Raw genomic sequence first — 17,140 nt, forward strand, 5'->3', positions numbered from 1 at the left:
GAGTGCGTTCCTCACGCTCTTTCCGCGGTACGCGTGACACCTCACGCAACCGCACCGGAACCGTCCCGTGGTGACACCGCCGGCCGGCGCACCGCCGCCGACATACCCGTCCCGCGGCGACGCTCACGGAGGCGTACGAGAAATGCGAGAAGGCCCGAGCCCCACGGCCCGGACCCTCTCGACGGTGGTGATCGTCAGCTCTTGATGTAGGGCTGACCGCCGGCGGCCGGCGCCCGGACCCGGCCGACCAGACCGGCCACCGCGATGATCGTCGCCAGGTAGGGCAGCATGTTCAGGAACTGACTGGGCACCGGGCTGCCGACCGCGCTCAGGAACGTCGCCAGCTTCTGCGCGAAGCCGAAGAAGAGCGCCGCGGCGAGCGCACCGAACGGCGTGTAGCGGCCGAAGATCATGGCGGCGAGCGCGATGAAGCCCGCGCCGGCCGTCATGTTCTTGGTGAAGCTGCCGGTGGCGACCAGCGTGAAGTACGCGCCGCCGAGACCGGCGATCACGCCGCCGGTCAGGACGTTCAGGTATCGCATGCCGCGCACCCGGATACCGACGGTGTCGGCGGCGGTGGGGTGCTCGCCGACCGCACGGGTCCGCAGGCCCCACCGGGTCCGGGAGAGACCGAAGTGGATCAGGACGACCAGGGCCAGGCCCGCCCAGAGCAGCGGCGACGCGTCGAAGAGCACCGGGCCGATCACCGGGATGTCGGCCAGGCCCGGGATCCGGATCTTCTCCAGCATCGGCGGGGTGTTGTAGCTCTGCGCGTCGGGCTGCATCAGGCGCTCGTAGAGGAAGCCGGTGATGCCGAGCGCGAACAGGTTGAGCACGATGCCGACCACGGTCTGGTCGACCAGGTAGCGGATGCTCAGCACGGCCAGGATCGCCGCGATGATCAGACCGCCGACCGCGGCGCTGATCATGCCGATCCAGACGCTCGTCGCCATCGTGCCGACCAGCGCGCCGGCGAAGGCGCCCATCAGGAACTGGCCCTCGATCGCCACGTTGACCACGCCGGAACGCTCACCCAGCACACCGGCCAGGGCGCCCAGGATCAGCGGCAGGGCCAGCTGCAGCGTGCCGCTCGTGGTGTCCACCAGCGGCATGAACTTGCCGGCCACCTGCCAGCACAGGAACGAAAGGACGAAGGTCAGGATGCCGACGCTGAGCAGCAGGTTCTGGAACCGCTTGAGCACCCCGGCGACCAGCGCGCCACCGGCCGCCAGCGTGATCAGACCGAACAGGATCGCGCCGAACTGGCCGTTGATCGTCAGGGCGGCGCCCTCGGCGTCCTCGCTGAGGGTGAACCGGGCGGTCTCGCTCGGGGCCAGCGAACCGAAGAGCGCGGCGGCGAGCAGGCCGATCAGGATCAGGGCCACGCCCAGGCGGCGCTGCCGGGACCAGAACGGTTCCGGCGCCGCGGCCTCGGCGATCTCCTCCACAGTTGCCGTCGACATGTCTCAGCCCTTCACCAGCGAGGCGCCCGGCCGGGTGAGGCGGGTGGCGCGAAGTCGGAAGATCGCCTTCACCAGGGCGGGGGCGGCGATGAAGATGACGATCAGCGCCTGCAGCACGGTGACCAGTTCCAGCGAGATGCCGGAGTACGACTGCATCCGGTTGCCGCCGGCCCGCAACGCGCCGAACAGCAGCGCGGCCAGCAGGGTGCCCCACGGCCGGTTCCGGCCGAGCAGCGCGACGAGCAGGCCGTCGAAGCCGATGTTGCCGGCCACCGCCGGGGTCAGCGCGTACGCCGTGCCCAGCACCTGGGTGGCGCCGCCGAGCCCGGCCAGGCCGCCGGCGATCGCCATCAGCAGCGCGTACGTCTTGGCGACGCTGATGCCCGCGGTCTTCGCGGCGTGCTGGTTGGAGCCGACCGCGCGCAGCTCGAAGCCGAACGCCGACCGGTTGAGCAGCCAGGCGACACCGGCCGTGGCCAGGACCGCCAGCACGATGCCCAGGTGCACCCGGAGCACGCCACCGAACGAGGGCAGTTGCGCGGCCTCGTGCACCGTCTTGCTGATCGCGTCGGTGCGGTCCGGGTCCTGGATGCCCTTCTGCAGCACCAGCCAGGACAGCAGCAGCGCGGACGTGTAGTTGAGCATGATCGTGGTGATCACCTCGTGCGCCCCGGTACGCGCCTTGAGCAGGCCGGGGATGAACCCCCACAGCGCACCGCCGAGCGCGCCGCAGAGCATCGCGACCAGCATGGCCAGTCCGACCGGCAGGCCGAAGGTGAAGCCGGCGATGCCACCGGTGATGCAGCCGATCACGGCCTGGCCCTGGGCGCCGATGTTGAACAGGCCGCCGCGGAACGCCAGCGCCACCGCGAGGCCGGTGAAGACCAGCGGCGCGGCGTAGGTCAGGGTCTCGGACAGCGGACCGAACGCCTGCTGCCAGGTGCCGGTGCCGTCGAACCAGGCGGCGAACGCCTCCGGGTCGCCGAGCGCGCCCTTGACAAGGTCGGCGTAGGCCACGCTGATCAGGTCCCAGCTGGCGGTCAGCGCGTCACTCGGACGGGCGGTGAAGTAGGCGAACTTGGCCAGCACGGTCGCGTCGGAGACGACGATCAGGATCGCGCCGATGACCACGGCCAGGACGATCGACAGGATCGTGACCATGACGGAGTTGGCCGCCCAGAGGTTCTGGGTGAACCGGCTGAGGAGGGACTCCTCGCCGTCCGGGCCGCCCTTCGCGGCCGGGGCCTGCGGGGTGGTCGTCTCGGTGGTCACTTCGTCCCCTCTTCCGGAGCATCGCTCCCGGCCTGCTGAACGGCGGTGTCGCTCGCGGCTCGCTGATCGGCGGCGTCGTTCGCGGCCCGCTGATCGGCGGCGTCGTTCGCGGCCTGCTGAACGGCTGCGTCGTTCGCGGCCTGCTGCTTACTGTTCGTGATGCCGGCCATCAGCAGGCCCAGCTCCTCACGCGGGGTGTCCGGCGAGACGATCGCCAGGATCCGCCCGCGGTACATCACCGCGACCCGGTCGGCCAGGCCGACCACCTCGTCCAGCTCGCTGGAGACCACCAGCACCGCGGTGCCCTGGTCACGCTCGTGGACGATCCGGTTGTGGATGAACTCGATCGAACCGACGTCCACACCGCGGGTCGGCTGCGACGCGATGAACAGGCGCAGCGGGCGGGACATCTCCCGGGCCACCACGACCTTCTGCTGGTTACCGCCGGAGAGCGTGCCGACCGGGGTCTCCGAGGACTGGCACCGGATGTCGAACTGCTCGATCCGCTCGGCCGCGTTGCTCGCCACCGAGCCGGCGTCCAGCTTGAAGGTGTTGCCGAACGGCGCCCGGTCGTACATGTCCAGGACCAGGTTCTCCGCCACGGAGAACTCCTTGACCACACCGTCGTGGCTGCGGTCCTCCGGGATGTAGCCGACACCGGAGCGCAGGATCCGCTTGGTGGTCATCGTGCCGAGGTTCTCGTTGTCCAGCTCGACCGTGCCGCCGCGTACCTCGCGCAGGCCCATCACGGCCTCGACCAGTTCGGTCTGGCCGTTGCCCTGGACACCGGCGATGCCCAGCACCTCACCGGCCCGGACCACCAGGTCCAGGCCGTCCACCGCGCGGACGCCCCGGTCGTCGTCGACCACCAGATTGGCGATCTTCAGGACGTTGCGGCCGGGTTCGGCCGGTGCCTTGTCGACCTCCAGGCTGACCGCGCGGCCGACCATCAGGGCCGCCAGCTCGTCCTCGCTGGTGTCCGGGGTGGCGGTGCCGACGATCTGCCCGCGGCGGACCACGGTGATCCGGTCGGCGATCGCCTTGACCTCTTTGAGTTTGTGGGTGATGAAGACGATCGACTTGCCCATCGCGGTCAGCGACCGCATCACGGCGAGCAGTTCCTCGGTCTCCTGGGGGGTGAGCACCGCGGTCGGCTCGTCCAGGATCAGCAGGTCGACGTCGCGGGTCAGCGCCTTGACGATCTCCACCCGCTGCTGGGCGCCGACCGGCAGGTCCTCGACCAGGGCGTCCGGGTCGACCGGCAGGCCGTACCGCTTCGAGGTCTCGATGACGTCCTTGCGCGAGCGGCGACGGTCCAGCCAGCCCAGCGGGCCGCCCCGGACCTCCTCGTGGCCGAGCGCGATGTTCTCCGCCACGGTGAACACCGGAACGAGCATGAAGTGCTGGTGCACCATGCCGATGCCGGCCGCGATGGCGTCCCGCGGGCTGCGGAACACCTTCGGCTCGTCGTTGACGACGATCTGGCCCTCGTCCGGCTGGAGCAGGCCGTACAGCTGGTTCATCAGCGTGGACTTGCCCGCGCCGTTCTCGCCGAGCAGAGCGTGCACCTCACCCGGCTCGACCGTGATGTCGATGTGGTCGTTGGCCACCAGGTCGCCGAAGCGCTTGGTGATGCCGCGCAGTTCGAGTTTCAGCGGAATCTCCTACCTGTACCAGTGCCACATGCGCACGGCCGCGGGAAGTTTCGGTTGTCAAGTTGAACAGAACCGCCGCTCAGTCGCGAGATGCACTCGCAACCGAGCGGCGGCCGATGATGCTACCTACCGGTGATTCACTTCGGCGCGGAGACCGACTCGACCTTCACCTTGCCGGAGATGATGTCGGCCTTCAGGGTCTCGACCTCGGTCTTCAGCGTGCTGTCGATCTTGCTGTCGAAGCTGTTGTAGGCGGCCAGCGAGACGCCGTCGTTCTCGAGGGAGCCCTGGTAGCCGGGGGTCGCGGTGAGGGCCTCGCCCTTGGCGCCCTTGATCACGGCTTCCTTGACCGCACCCTCGATGTTCTTGACCACGGTGGTCAGGAAGACATCGCAGTACTGCTCGGCGCTCTTGCAGCCGTCCTGGTCGACCCAGATGACCGAGACCTTGCCGGCCGAGTCCTTGGCGACCTGGGCGGTGCCGAGGCCGGTGCCACCGGCGACCGGCATGATCACGTCGGCGCCCTGGGAGACCAGGGTGTCGGTGATGCTCTTGCCCTTGCTCTGGTCGATGAAGCTCTCGGCGAAGGTGCCGTTCTGCTTCGCCTTGTCCCAGCCGATGACCTGGACGTTCTTGCCCTTGGCCTGGTTGTAGTGCGCCACACCGTCGGCGAAACCGTCCATGAAGATGGTGACGGTGGGCAGCTTCATGCCGCCGTAGGTGCCGACCTTGCCGCTCTTCGAGTAGCCCGCGGCCAGGTAGCCGGCGAGGAACGCCGCCTGGTGGGTCTCGAACTGCATCGGGTAGACGTTGCTCGCACCCGCGACGACGCCGTCGACGATCGCGAACTGCGAGTCCGCGGCCGCGGTGGCGATCTTCTGGGTCGAGGTGATCATCAGACCGCCGACCGCCAGGATGAAGTTGCAGTCCTGGGTGACGAAGCCCTGCAGGTTGGGCTCGTAGTCGGCCTCGGACGAGGAGACCACGTTCTTCGGAACGATGTTGCTGACCTCGGTCTTGGCGGCCTGCATGCCGGCCCACGCCGAGGCGTTGAACGACTTGTCGTCGATGCCGCCCGTGTCGGTCACCATGCAAGCCTTGTAGTCGGCAGCGGCAGCGGCGCTCGAGCCGCTGCCCGCCGTGCTCTCCTCCGGGGCGTCACCACAAGCGGCAGCAGCGAGCGTCAGCCCACCTGCCGCGAGAATCGCCAGAATCCGGTTCCCACGTACTGGGCGCAAGACGCCCTCCTTCCATGCACACCGACACCACTCGGTGAGTCTCAGGACGGCAGCGTAGCCACGGTCAGTGACCGCGGCAGGAAATCACTCCGGACTGTTGGCGCACCGTTATCTCTCCGAAACGGCAGATGATCCCGGACGGCGATTCCTCCACCTATGCGAACATCGTCCCCGGCTCACGAAACATGCCGTTGACAGTCCTCAGCCGCGGCGGGCGATCAGCCAGGCCCGCACCCCGAGGACGCCGACCGTGCTGCCGATGACGAGCGAGGCGGCGATGAGGATCGCGTGCACCCAGAGGAACGACGTCGGGGTCCCGTCGGCGAACGACCGGTCGTCCTTGTAGATCGCCACCGCGAACCGGGGCCAGATCACCCACGTCCACACACCGACCGCCACCAGGAACGCCGCCCACCGCTTCGTGATCACCACGCGGGCAAGTATCCCAGCGCCCCGCGGCGGGACGGCTCACGCGGTCAGGTGCTCGGCGATCCGCCGCCAGCCGGCCCGGATCTGCGCCGGATCCGGCGGGCCCACCGGCGCCGGGCTCACCGCGACGTCCAGGTCGTCGCCGTCGTGGTCCGGGCCCTCCGCCTCGGCCCGCAACCGCCCGATCTCGGCACGGACCGCGTCGACCCCGTCCAGCACCAGCAACGGCTCGACCACCGCGAGCAGTTCGTCGTCGGCGACCACCTCGCGGGCCAGGGCCAGCGCGTGGGCGCGCTCGTACGGCCCGCAGACCACCGGCTCCCACTCCTCCTGGTCACCGAGGGAGCCGAAGGTGATCACCCACGGCAGGGCGGCGACGGGCGAGCCGGCCGGCAGGTGCAACGTCACGAGGGTGCCCATCGGCCCATCATCGCGGCCGGGCGTGCCGTATCCAGGTGTTTTGCCCCACGGGGACGGTTTTATCGTCAGCGGCCAGGTCGACCACGCGACCATGCGGGCTGGTCGCCGCCCAGGCCGCCCCGAAGAGCAGGATCTGGTTGAAGACGTACAGGTAGACCAGAGCGCCGACGGCCGAACCGACCAGCCCGTACGCCGGGTTGCGCTCGACTATCCCGACGAACGACTTGCCCACCGTGTTGAGCAGCATCAGCCCGATGCCGACCTGCATCACCGGCGGGCCCATCCGGCGGGCGGTCATCCGCAGCCGCGGCACCGCGGCCAGCAGCGCGGCGGCCAGCAGCATGTTCACCGCCAGCGTGCAGACGAAACCGATCACCGACAGGATGCCCTGGAAGCCACCGCCGGCCAGCCAGTGCAGCAGGGTCTCCAACCCGTACACCGCCAGTTGGGTGAGGGCCAGCAGGAGCAGCACACCGATCAGCACCAGCAGGTCGAGCGCCTGGCGGATGCCGAAGTAGCCGGGCTGTTCCCGCAGCTGCCAGACCAGCCGCTGCGAGGACCGGATCGCCTCGACCCAGCCGATGCCGGTCAGCGTCAGGCCGACCAGGCCGACGATGCCGACCGTCTTCTTGGTGTCCAGAATGGCCTGGATATCAAGGAACGGCAGATTGTGCCGCAGGAAGTCCTGGACCAGGTCGAGCAGCGCGACGTTGTTGGTGATCAGGAAGCCGAACACCGAGTAGCCGATGAGCAGCAGGGCGAAGACCGCGAAGAAGCCGTAGTAGGCGATGGCCGCGGCCAACCGCCCACCCTGGACCTCCTCGTAACGCAGGATCGCCCGGCAGAAGTGATCGAAGTAGGGCGACCGGTAGCGCCACGTCGTTATCCGGGTCTCCGCCGCGGTGAAGGCTCGGTCGATCGGATTCACGCGCCGACCGTAACCGACGCCACACCGATCGCGGCTCAGCGCCCGGCGTCACCAAGCGAAAAGTCGCGCCGCGGCCGCCACGGGCCCTCGCCGCCGTGCGAGAACAGCGTGAAGGACGCGACCTCGAACCGGCAGGAGAACCCGGCCAGGTCGTCGAAGACCGCGTCCAGCGCCTCGGGCGACACGTCCTGCGCGACAGTGACATGTGGATGGTACGGAAAGCGCGCGTCCCGCCGGATGTCCGGCGAGCTGGTGATCGCCTCGGCCAGCAGCTCGCACTCGCTGATGCCCATCGCCAGCGCCACGAAGACCACCTCGGTGATCGGCCGGAACGTGCCGGTCCCGCGCAGGTGGACGGTGAACGGCGACTGCGCCGTGGCCAGCGCCTCCAGATGCTTCTCCACCGCCGGGAGCGCGTCGGTGGCCACCTCGGTCGGGCCGAGCAGGGTGACGTGCGCCGGCGTGTAGGCGGCCTGCGGATCGCCGGCCTCGGCACGCCGGCGGGTCAGCGCCGGCCCCCAGGGATCCGGGATGTCGATCGCCACGCCGATGCGGGTGAGGGCCGCGTCGGTCACCGGATCAGGCCTCCCGCGCGGGGCTGAGGAAACCCACGTTCTCGTACGCCTGGGCGAGGGTGGCCGCGGAGACCGCCCGCGCCTTCTCCGCGCCGACGGCGAGGACCTTGTCGAGCTGGGCCGGGTCGTCGAGGTAGAACCGGGTGCGCTCCTGCAGCGGCTTGACGAACTCCACCAGCACCTCGGCCAGGTCCTTCTTGAGGTCGCCGTAGCCCCGGCCGTCATACGCCTCGAGGAGGTCGTCGATGGTCCGCGCGGTGAGCGCCGCGTAGATGGTCAGCAGGTTGCTGACGCCGGGCTTGTTCTCCACGTCGTAGAGGATGTCGCGCCCGGTGTCGGTGACCGCCGACTTGATCTTCTTGGCCGAGCGGGCCGGGTCCTCGAGCAGCTCGATGATGCCGTTCGGCGAGGAGGCCGACTTGGACATCTTGATCGACGGGTCCTGCAGATCGGCGATCTTCGCGGTGTCCTTGACGATGTGCGGCGACGGCACGGTGAAGGTCTTGCCGAACCGGGTGTTGAAACGCTGCGCGAGGTCACGGGTGAGCTCGAGGTGCTGCCGCTGGTCCTCGCCCACCGGCACCTGGTCGGCCTGGTAGAGCAGGATGTCGGCGGCCTGCAGGATGGGGTAGGTGAACAGCCCCACCGTGGTGCTGTCCTGCCCCGCCTTGGCGGACTTGTCCTTGAACTGGACCATCCGGTTGGCCTCGCCGAACCCGGTGATGCAGCTCAGCACCCAGCTGAGCTGGGCGTGCTCGGGCACGTGCGACTGCACGAAGAGGGTGCAGCGCTCCGGGTCGAGGCCGACCGCGAGCAGCTGCGCCGCGGACACCCGGGACCGCTGCCGCAGGACCGCCGGGTCGTGCCCCATCGTGATCGCGTGCAGGTCGACGACGCAGTAGAACGCGTCGTGCGTGTCCTGCATGGGGACCCAGTTGCGCACCGCGCCGAGGTAGTTGCCGAGGTGGAACGAATCGGCGGTCGGCTGGATGCCGGAGAGGACACGCGGGCGGCGGACGCTGTCGGACATGAGGGCCATTGTGTCAGTCGCGGCGCCCGGATGCCCAACGCCCCCTGTCCTCCTCCCGTGACACTGAGCAAGCCCCAGCCGCACAGATTCGATGATGGAAAATGTTTGTTGATGTTGACTTCTGATCGTTTGCGAGCGAGACTGAAAACCTCTTCGGCCCCTGCGTAGGCTCGGGCTGATCGGATTCCAGCCGCCCGCCAGAAAGGCCCACCCTCGTGAAACTGCTCGTCACCGGTGGCGCCGGCTACGTCGGTAGCGTCACCAGCCGTCTGTTGCTGGACGCAGGCCACGAGGTCGTCGTGCTCGACAACCTGCGCACCGGGTTCCGGGAGGCCGTCGCCCCGGACGCCACCTTCGTGCAGGCCGACATCGCCGACGCCGCCCAGGTGCTCACCCCGGACGCGGGCTTCGACGCCGTCCTCCACTTCGCCGGCCTGATCGCCGCCGGGGAGTCGATGGCCAAGCCGGAGCTCTACTGGCACGAGAACGTGGTGAAATCGCTCGCGCTGCTCGACGCGATCCGCGCCGCACGCGTACCCCGGGTGATCTTCTCCTCCACCGCCGCGGTCTACGGCAACCCGATCGAACTGCCCATCCCGGAATCCGCCGTCAAGGCCCCCACCAGCACGTACGGTTCGACCAAGCTGGCCTTCGACCTGGCGCTCACGTCCGAGGCGTTCGCGCACAACCTCGCCGCCGTCTCACTGCGTTACTTCAACGTGGCCGGGGCGTCCATCAGCGACAGCCACGAGATCGGCGAACGGCACGACCCGGAGACCCACCTCATCCCGATCACCCTGCAGGTGGCCGCCGGCAAGCGGGACAAGCTGCAGTTGTTCGGCGACGACTACCCCACCGTCGACGGCACCTGCGTCCGCGACTACATCCACGTCGAGGACCTGGCCCGCGCACACCTGCTGGCGCTGGACGCCACGGTCGCCGGCGAGCACCGCATCTACAACCTGGGCAACGGCAACGGCTTCTCGAACCGGCAGGTCGTCGAGGCGGCCCGCGAGGTCACCGGCCACGCGATCCCGCTCGAGGTGGCACCGCGCCGCGACGGCGACCCGGCCACGCTGGTCGCCTCCTCCGAGCGCGCCCGCGCCGACCTCGGGTGGGTGCCGCGGAAGAACACGCTGCAGGACATGATCGGTGACGCATGGACCTTCTACCGGAAGCACGTGGCGTGACATGAGCATTGAGAAGACCGCCGTCAAGGCGTTCAACGCGGCGTACGGGACCGAGCCCGCCGGCCTGTGGGCCGCGCCCGGCCGGGTCAACCTGATCGGCGAGCACACCGACTACAACGACGGCTTCGTCCTGCCCTTCGCCCTGCCGCAGCGCACCGTCGCCGCGGTCGGGCCGGCACCGGACGGCCGGTTCGCGGTCTGCTCCACGCTCGCCCCCGAGCCGGTGAGCTTCGGCGTGACCGCACCCGGCGAGATCACCGGATGGGGCGCCTACGTCGCCGGCGTCGTCTGGGCGCTGCGCGAGGAGGGCCTGGAAGTACCGCCGGTCCACATCGCCATCGCCTCGGACGTGCCGCTCGGCTCCGGCCTGTCGTCGTCGGCGGCCCTCGAGTCGTCGGTGCTCACCGCGCTGATCGACATCGGCGGGCTGAACGTGCCGCTGGAGCGCCGCCCGGCCATCGCCCAGCGTGCCGAGAACCTGTACGTCGGTGCCCCGACCGGCATCCTGGACCAGTCCGCCTCGATCCGCTGCCAGGAGGGCAGGGCCCTGTTCCTGGACTGCCGGTCGTACGAGGTGGAGCAGATCCCGTTCGACCTGGCCGCCGCCGGCCTGGCCATCCTGGTGGTCAACAGCAACGCCCCGCACCAGCACGTCGACGGGGAGTACGGCGCCCGCCGCAAGAGCTGTGAGGCCTCCGCCTCGGCCCTGGGTGTCCGGGCGCTGCGCGACGTGTCCGTCGAGGAGCTCCCGCAGGCGCTGGAGCGGCTCGACGACGAGGTGATGCGCAAGCGCACCCGGCACATCGTCACCGAGAACCAGCGGGTGCTCGACACCGTGGCCCTGCTGCGCGCGGGCAAGGTCAGCGAGATCGGACCGCTGCTGACCGCCTCGCACGCCTCGATGCGCGACGACTTCGAGATCACCGTGGACCAGGTCGATGTGGCCGTGCAGGCGGCGCTGGACGCCGGGGCGTACGGCGCCCGGATGACCGGCGGCGGCTTCGGCGGCTGCGTGCTGGCCCTGGTCGACGCCGCCCGCGCCGACGAGACGGCGGCCGCGGTCGCCGCCGCGTACGCCGAACGGGGTTTCACCGCACCCACCAGCTGGGTGGCCGTCGCGGGCCCGGGCGCGGCCAAGCTGTAGCGCTGCCGGCCGGTTCCGTGGCGCCAGGCGGGACCGGCCGCCATCACCCGCAGGAGCGAGACCAGAGGCTCACCGACCGGCCGGACGGCTATGGTGTCCGGCATGGGGGTAAGCCCACCGTATCTTCACGATGACACCGAGCAAGGTGTGATCGTCAGCGTCGACGCCGCCGAGGACGTCGCCGTCTCTCTGCTCACGGTTCGGGGCCCCTGGGACGACCAGCTCCGATGCAACGCCACGGCCAGTCTGCGCCAGTGTTTCGGCGCGCGGCCGGACGGTCTCGTCGTCGACCTCTCCGGCCTGGGCGACCCGCACTGCGAGAGCGCGCCCACCTGGGTGACCGCGCAGCACGCGGCGGCCCGGATGCAGCCGCCGATGCCGTTCGCCCTGTGCATTCCGCCCGACCTGCCGCTCGCCGGGCGGATGCAGGGGTTGAGCGCCGGGCGGTTCCTGCCGGTCTATGCGAAGGTGCGGCAGGCCCGGGTGGCCCTCGCCGGGCGGATACCGGGCGCCGACCGGCTGAGCGTGACCCTGCGGCCCGACCCGGACGCGCCGAGCGTGGCCCGCAACCTGGTCGGCGACGCCTGCCTGGAGTGGGGCCTGACGCATCTGCTGCACCCGAGCCGGCTGGTGATGTCCGAGTTGGTGACGAACGCCGTCGAGCACGCCGGGACGCAGATCCGGGTGGTGGTGACCCGGCGCTGCGGCGGGTTGCACCTGGCGGTGACGGACGGCAATCCACGGCTGCCGCGGGTGTTACGCCCGGTCCGGCCGCGCCGTGACATGCCGCTCGACGAGCGGGGCTGTGGTCTGCGGACGGTGGCGGAGACCGCGGTGCTCTGGGGCGCGACGCCGACCGAGAGCGGAAAAGTGGTGTGGGCGACGGTTCGGTGAACCGCCGCCCATGTCCCGCCTGTGGTTTCTCAGTGCGCTTCGATGATCATTCCGGCGGCGACCGTCCGGTTGGTCGACTCGTCGATCAGGATGAAGCCGCCGGTGGTGCGGTTCCGGCGGTACTCGTCGGCGAGCAGCGGCACCGTGGTGCGCAGCTTGACCCGGCCGATCTCGTTGAGCTTGAGCTCGCCGGCGTCCTCGTCGCGGTGCAGCGTGTTGACGTCCAGGCGGTACTGGACGCCACGCACCACGGTCCGGGCGGTCCGGGTGGTGTGCTTGATCGTGTACTTGCCGCCGACCCGCAGCGGGGCGGTCTCGTCCATCCAGCAGACCATCGCCTCGACGTCCTGCGCGACGGCGGGGGCGTTGTTCGGCCGGCAGATCAGGTCACCACGCGAGATGTCGATCTCGTCGTTCAGCCGGACCGTCACCGACATCGGCGGGAAGGCCTCGTCGACCGGGCCGTCGGCGGTATCGATCGACGCGATGGTGCTGGTCATCCCGGACGGCAGGACCATCACCTCGTCCCCGGGCTTGAGGATGCCGGAGGCGACCTGCCCGGCGTACCCGCGGTAGTCGGTGACGGTGGTGGACTGCGGGCGGATCACGTACTGCACCGGGAAGCGCACGTCGACCAGGTTGCGGTCGCTGGCGATGTGTACGTGCTCCAGGTGGTGCAGCAGGGACGGGCCCTCGTACCACGGGCTGTTGTCCGAGCGGGAGGCGATGTTGTCGCCGTTGAGCGCCGAGATCGGGATGATCGTCAGGTCCGGCGCGTCCAGTTTCGCGGCGAACGAGGTGAACTCGTCGGCGATCTTGTCGTAGACCGCCTTGTCCCAGTCGACCAGGTCCATCTTGTTCACGCAGAGCACCAGGTGCGGCACCCGCAGCAGGCTGGTCAGGAAGGCGTGCCGGCGGGACTGCTCGACCAGGCCCTTGCGCGCGTCGACCAGGATCAGCGCCAGGTCGGCGGTGGAGGCGCCGGTGACCATGTTCCGGGTGTACTGGATGTGCCCGGGGGTGTCGGCGATGATGAACTTGCGGCGCGGGGTCGCGAAGTACCGGTACGCCACGTCGATCGTGATGCCCTGTTCCCGCTCGGCCCGCAGGCCGTCGGTGAGCAGCGCGAGGTTGGTGTACTCGTCGCCGCGGGAGGCGCTGGCGACCTCGACGGCCTCCAGCTGGTCCTCGAAGATCGTCTTGGTGTCGTAGAGCAGGCGCCCGATGAGGGTCGACTTGCCGTCGTCCACACTGCCCGCGGTCGCGAAGCGCAGCAGGTCCATGCCCCGCCCGGCGGACGCCTCCGGCTCGAGAACTGCCTGGCTCATCAGAAGTAACCCTCTCGCTTACGGTCTTCCATCGCGGCCTCGGAGACCTTGTCGTCGCCGCGGGTCGCGCCGCGCTCGGTGATCCGGGTGGCGGCGACCTCGTCGATCACCTTGTCGACGGTGTCCGCCTCGGAGAGCACGGCCGCGGTCTGCGACGCGTCGCCGACCGTGCGGTACCGCACCCGGCGCACCTCGGAGGTCTCGCCGTCACGCAGCCGGATGAACTCGTTGACCGCGTAGAACATCCCGCCACGCTCGACGACCTCACGGTCGTGCGCGTAGTAGATGTCGGGCAGCGGGATCTGCTCCTTGGCGATGTAGTGCCAGACGTCCAGCTCGGTCCAGTTGGAGAGCGGGAACACCCGGATCGACTCGCCGGGGTGGTGCCGGCCGTTGTAGAGCGACCACAGCTCGGGGCGCTGGTTCTTCGGGTCCCACTGGCCGAACTCGTCGCGGAAGCTGAACATCCGCTCCTTGGCCCGGGCCTTCTCCTCGTCGCGGCGCGCGCCGCCGAAGAGGGCGTCGAACCGGTATTTCTCGACCGCGCTGAGGAGCACCGGGGTCTGGATCCGGTTGCGGGTGCCGTCCGGCAGCTCGCGCACCTGTCCGGCGTCGATCGCCTCCTGCACGCTGGCGACGACCAGGTTCAGGCCGAGGCCGGCGACGCGGCGGTCGCGGTATTCGAGCACCTCGGGGAAGTTGTGGCCGGTGTCGACGTGCATGACCGGGAACGGGATGCGGGCGGGGGCGAAGGCCTTCTCCGCCAGCCGCAGCATCACGATCGAGTCCTTGCCGCCGGAGAAGAGCAGCACGGGGCGCTCGAACTCGGCCATGACCTCTCGCATGACGAAGATGCTCTCGGCTTCGAGAGCATCCAGGTGCGAGACACGATAGGGCTTCGTCTGGCTCATGGGTTCAGTCCCCAGACCTTTCTCCGGGTCTGCCGGGCATGGTCATCCTGCGATTTTGCACGGTCGTGGCCGAGACGTCATTGTGTCGGAAGATGCTTCTGCAGCGCAGCAAGCAACCGAGGAGCGAGATCTTTCCGACAAACGACGAGGTCGGGTAACTTCGGGTCGGCCTGGTTGTAGATTAATGGAGATCCATCGATACGTGACGCGTGCAGACCTGTGGCCAACGCCACAGCGACCGGCGCCGCGGAATCCCATTCGTACTGCCCACCGGCGTGCACGTAGGCGTCGGCGTCACCGCTGATCACCGCGGCGATCTTCACCCCGGCGGAACCCATCGGCACGAGTTCCGCACCGATGTCCTCGGCCAGCGCGGTCACGAACGCCGGCGGCCGGGTGCGGCTGGCCGCGATCCGGATCGCTCCCCCGGTCGCCGCCTCCAGCGGCAACGGCGGGTACGCCGGCGGGTGGTCGGTGGCGATCGTACGGTGCTGAGCCGGCATCGCGACCGCGCCCGCGGCCAGGCACGACGGGCTGGAACAGTCGGCGGTCCAGAGCGCGACGTGCACGGCCCAGTCGTCGCGGCCCTCCTCGGAGAACTCGCGGGTGCCGTCCAGCGGATCGACGATCCAGACCCGGGAGGCGCCCAGCCGCTCCGGACGCGACACCACGGCCTCGCCCTCCTCCTGCCAGGCCGTCCGGGACTGGTCGTCCTCCTCGGAGAGCACGGCGTCGGCGGGCCGCCAGCGGGCCAGTTCGGCGCGGATCAGCTCGTGTGCGGCCTGGTCACCGGCGGCCTTGAGCGCCTTGCCGTCCGCGTACCCCATCTCCGCACGGACCTCGAGAAGCGCCTGCCCGGCGCGTTCCGCGAGCCAGCGGGCGAACGCGGCGTCGATGACCGGTGGTGCACCCCCGTCGGAGGCGGCGTCCCGCGGTCCTGCAATGCGCGCTGACGTCTTCGTCTGCTCGCCCATCGTTGAGGTCTCCTCACTTCAGTACGCCCCGGACGACCGCACCACCGCGGTGACGGTCCTGAGCAGGATCACCAGGTCCAGGCTCAGCGACCAATTCTCCACATAGCGCAGGTCCAGCCGAACCGCCTCTTCCCACGAGAGATCCGACCGGCCCGACACCTGCCAGAGACCGGTCATGCCCGGCTTGACGGCCAACCGTCGTCGCACGTCGTCGGCGTAGACGGCCACCTCCGGCGGAAGCGGCGGTCGCGGACCCACCAACGACATCTGCCCCAGCAGGACGTTGAGAAGTTGCGGGAGCTCGTCGAGCGAGAACCGGCGCAACCATCGCCCCACCGGAGTGACCCGCGGATCGTCCCGGATTTTGAAGAGCACACCGTCGTGCTCGTTGAGGTGTTTCAGCTCGTGGAGACGAGCCTCGGCATCGATGTACATGCTGCGGAACTTGAAGATCCGGAAATGACGGCCGTCACGTCCCACACGCACCTGGCGAAAGAGTACCGGTCCCCGGGAGGTGAGTCCCACGCAGAGCGCCACGCCCAGCAGCACCGGCCCGGCGAGGAACAGCAGCAGCAGGGCCCCCACACGATCGACCAGCTCCTTGACCAGGCGCGATCCGCCGTGCAGCCGGGGATGCTCGACGTGCAGCATGGGCAGGCCGTCGAACGGCCGAATGGTGGTACGCGCCCCGGCCACATCCACCAGGGCACTGGCCACCACCAGGTCCACCTCGTCGCGTTCCAGACGCCACGCCAGCCGCCGTACCGCCGCACCGTCCAGCTCGGGACAGCTGAGCACCACCACGGTGTCCGCGTCGGCCAGCGCGACCGCGTTCGCGACGTCCTCGAAGGTGCCGTAGACCGGCAGATCGGCCACCCCGACACCGTCGTGGTCCGACGGCAGGCAGGCGCCGACCACCTCCAGCCCGTGATAACGCTCCCGGCGCAGCTGCCGGGCGATCCCGATCACCGACAGCTCGTGACCGACCACGATCACCCGGCGCAGGTTCTCGCCCCGGTGCCGGGACAGGTGCAGCCGCTTGCGCAGGGCGAACCGGAACAGCACCACGGCGGCCACCGCGGCGGGCAGGGCGACCAGGACGTACGAGCGGGCCAGGTCCAGATTGAGGGCGTACGACACCATGGCCGCGCCGGCGATCAACCCGACGCCGCCCCGGATCACCCGCTGGTACTCGTCCGCGCCGACGAACAGGTAGCGGCGCTCGTACGCCCGGAACACCGCCAGCACCGACAGCAGCGCGGCCGGCAGCACCGCCGAGAAGAGCATGTACCAGCGGTTGTACTCGGTGACCGTCTCGCCGAAGCGGATCATGAAGGTGACCACTCCGGCGACCACGCCGGTGGTCAGGTCGGTCAGTACCAGGGCCCGGACGTACCGCCGCTCCCACAGCTGGCGGCGCGACATCGCGGCGTGCCGTCCCCGGTTGCGCCCGGCCGGATTCCGGGTCGGACGGTACCGGTCGGACGCCTGATTACGGGACGGGTCGGGGACGCCCCGGACGGCCTGCGGCGGGGCGTTGCCGGGCCGGGGGATGCGCTGCGGGGCCGGCGGGAGGGAGACGGTCGTCTCGCAGTCGTCGGAAACGTCCTGCGACATCCGGCGAGCCCTCCGTCCCGTCAACGGGCGCCCGGTCCGAGTGCGCCCGTGTGACCAACGGATGGACAGCAA

The 17,140-nt window shown here is 69.7% G+C and carries 16 protein-coding genes; 3 read left to right on the top strand and 13 right to left on the bottom strand.

The genetic code is table 11. The features are described from left to right. Positions 1-194: 194 nt before the first annotated feature. From WH85_RS02740 to trpS, 9 genes are all read right to left on the bottom strand, one after another. Positions 195-1,463, bottom strand: coding sequence for an ABC transporter permease (locus WH85_RS02740; protein WP_045740048.1), 1,269 nt, complete (start codon positions 1,461-1,463; stop codon positions 195-197). 3 nt (positions 1,464-1,466) lie between these two features. Next, positions 1,467-2,735 carry an ABC transporter permease gene (locus WH85_RS02745; RefSeq protein WP_045740049.1) on the bottom strand — a complete coding sequence of 423 codons (1,269 nt, stop codon included), beginning with the start codon at positions 2,733-2,735 and terminating at the stop codon, positions 1,467-1,469. Next, entirely contained in the window at positions 2,732-4,345 is a 1,614-nt protein-coding gene (locus WH85_RS02750; protein ID WP_342669765.1) for an ABC transporter ATP-binding protein, read from the bottom strand. The genes WH85_RS02745 and WH85_RS02750 overlap by 4 nt, the downstream gene beginning before the upstream one ends. 182 nt (positions 4,346-4,527) lie before the next feature. After that, positions 4,528-5,628: a BMP family lipoprotein gene (locus WH85_RS02755; RefSeq protein WP_045740050.1), complete on the bottom strand. Its 1,101-nt coding sequence runs from the start codon at positions 5,626-5,628 to the stop codon at positions 4,528-4,530. A gap of 201 nt (positions 5,629-5,829) precedes the next feature. Beyond that, complete coding sequence (locus WH85_RS02760) at positions 5,830-6,060, bottom strand: SCO4848 family membrane protein (RefSeq protein ID WP_045740051.1); 231 nt, start codon at positions 6,058-6,060, stop codon at positions 5,830-5,832. A 36-nt stretch (positions 6,061-6,096) separates the two neighbouring features. Further along, a complete protein-coding gene (locus WH85_RS02765) occupies positions 6,097-6,477 on the bottom strand; it encodes a hypothetical protein (protein ID WP_045740052.1) in 381 nt (126 codons plus the stop codon). Positions 6,478-6,484: 7 nt separating this feature from the next. Then, complete coding sequence (locus tag WH85_RS02770) at positions 6,485-7,405, bottom strand: YihY/virulence factor BrkB family protein (RefSeq protein WP_045740053.1); 921 nt, start codon at positions 7,403-7,405, stop codon at positions 6,485-6,487. Positions 7,406-7,440: 35 nt separating this feature from the next. Beyond that, entirely contained in the window at positions 7,441-7,980 is a 540-nt protein-coding gene (locus WH85_RS02775; RefSeq protein ID WP_045740054.1) for a 2'-5' RNA ligase family protein, read from the bottom strand. A 4-nt stretch (positions 7,981-7,984) separates the two neighbouring features. After that, positions 7,985-9,010 (bottom strand): tryptophan--tRNA ligase, encoded by a 1,026-nt coding sequence (trpS, locus tag WH85_RS02780; protein ID WP_045740205.1) that lies wholly within the window; start codon positions 9,008-9,010, stop codon positions 7,985-7,987. Between the two features lie 215 nt (positions 9,011-9,225). On the opposite strand from trpS, the gene galE reads away from it, so the two are divergent. The 3 genes from galE to WH85_RS02795 all read left to right on the top strand — a co-directional run bounded on the left by galE (position 9,226) and on the right by WH85_RS02795 (position 12,238). Then, on the top strand, positions 9,226-10,200 hold the full coding sequence (gene galE / locus WH85_RS02785; protein ID WP_045740055.1) for a UDP-glucose 4-epimerase GalE: 975 nt from the start codon (positions 9,226-9,228) through the stop codon (positions 10,198-10,200). Position 10,201: 1 nt separating this feature from the next. Beyond that, entirely contained in the window at positions 10,202-11,344 is a 1,143-nt protein-coding gene (gene galK, locus WH85_RS02790; RefSeq protein WP_045740056.1) for a galactokinase, read from the top strand. 147 nt (positions 11,345-11,491) lie between these two features. Further along, a complete protein-coding gene (locus tag WH85_RS02795; RefSeq protein WP_245673793.1) occupies positions 11,492-12,238 on the top strand; it encodes an ATP-binding protein in 747 nt (248 codons plus the stop codon). A gap of 29 nt (positions 12,239-12,267) precedes the next feature. On the opposite strand, the gene cysN is transcribed toward WH85_RS02795, so the two are convergent. The 4 genes from cysN to WH85_RS02815 all read right to left on the bottom strand — a co-directional run bounded on the left by cysN (position 12,268) and on the right by WH85_RS02815 (position 17,068). Continuing rightward, on the bottom strand, positions 12,268-13,566 hold the full coding sequence (gene cysN, locus WH85_RS02800; protein WP_045740058.1) for a sulfate adenylyltransferase subunit CysN: 1,299 nt from the start codon (positions 13,564-13,566) through the stop codon (positions 12,268-12,270). Further along, positions 13,566-14,477: a sulfate adenylyltransferase subunit CysD gene (cysD, locus tag WH85_RS02805; protein WP_045740059.1), complete on the bottom strand. Its 912-nt coding sequence runs from the start codon at positions 14,475-14,477 to the stop codon at positions 13,566-13,568. The genes cysN and cysD overlap by 1 nt, the downstream gene beginning before the upstream one ends. Positions 14,478-14,554: 77 nt before the next feature. Then, the gene (locus WH85_RS02810; RefSeq protein WP_083448745.1) at positions 14,555-15,451 is read right to left on the bottom strand and encodes a 3'(2'),5'-bisphosphate nucleotidase CysQ; all 897 of its coding nucleotides are present in this window, start codon (positions 15,449-15,451) and stop codon (positions 14,555-14,557) included. A gap of 18 nt (positions 15,452-15,469) precedes the next feature. Then, positions 15,470-17,068 carry a sugar transferase gene (locus tag WH85_RS02815; protein WP_083448746.1) on the bottom strand — a complete coding sequence of 533 codons (1,599 nt, stop codon included), beginning with the start codon at positions 17,066-17,068 and terminating at the stop codon, positions 15,470-15,472. Positions 17,069-17,140: the final 72 nt, after the last annotated feature.

The organism is Actinoplanes rectilineatus (assembly GCF_000962825.1).
GTDB classification, from domain to species: Bacteria; Actinomycetota; Actinomycetes; order Mycobacteriales; family Micromonosporaceae; genus Actinoplanes; species Actinoplanes rectilineatus.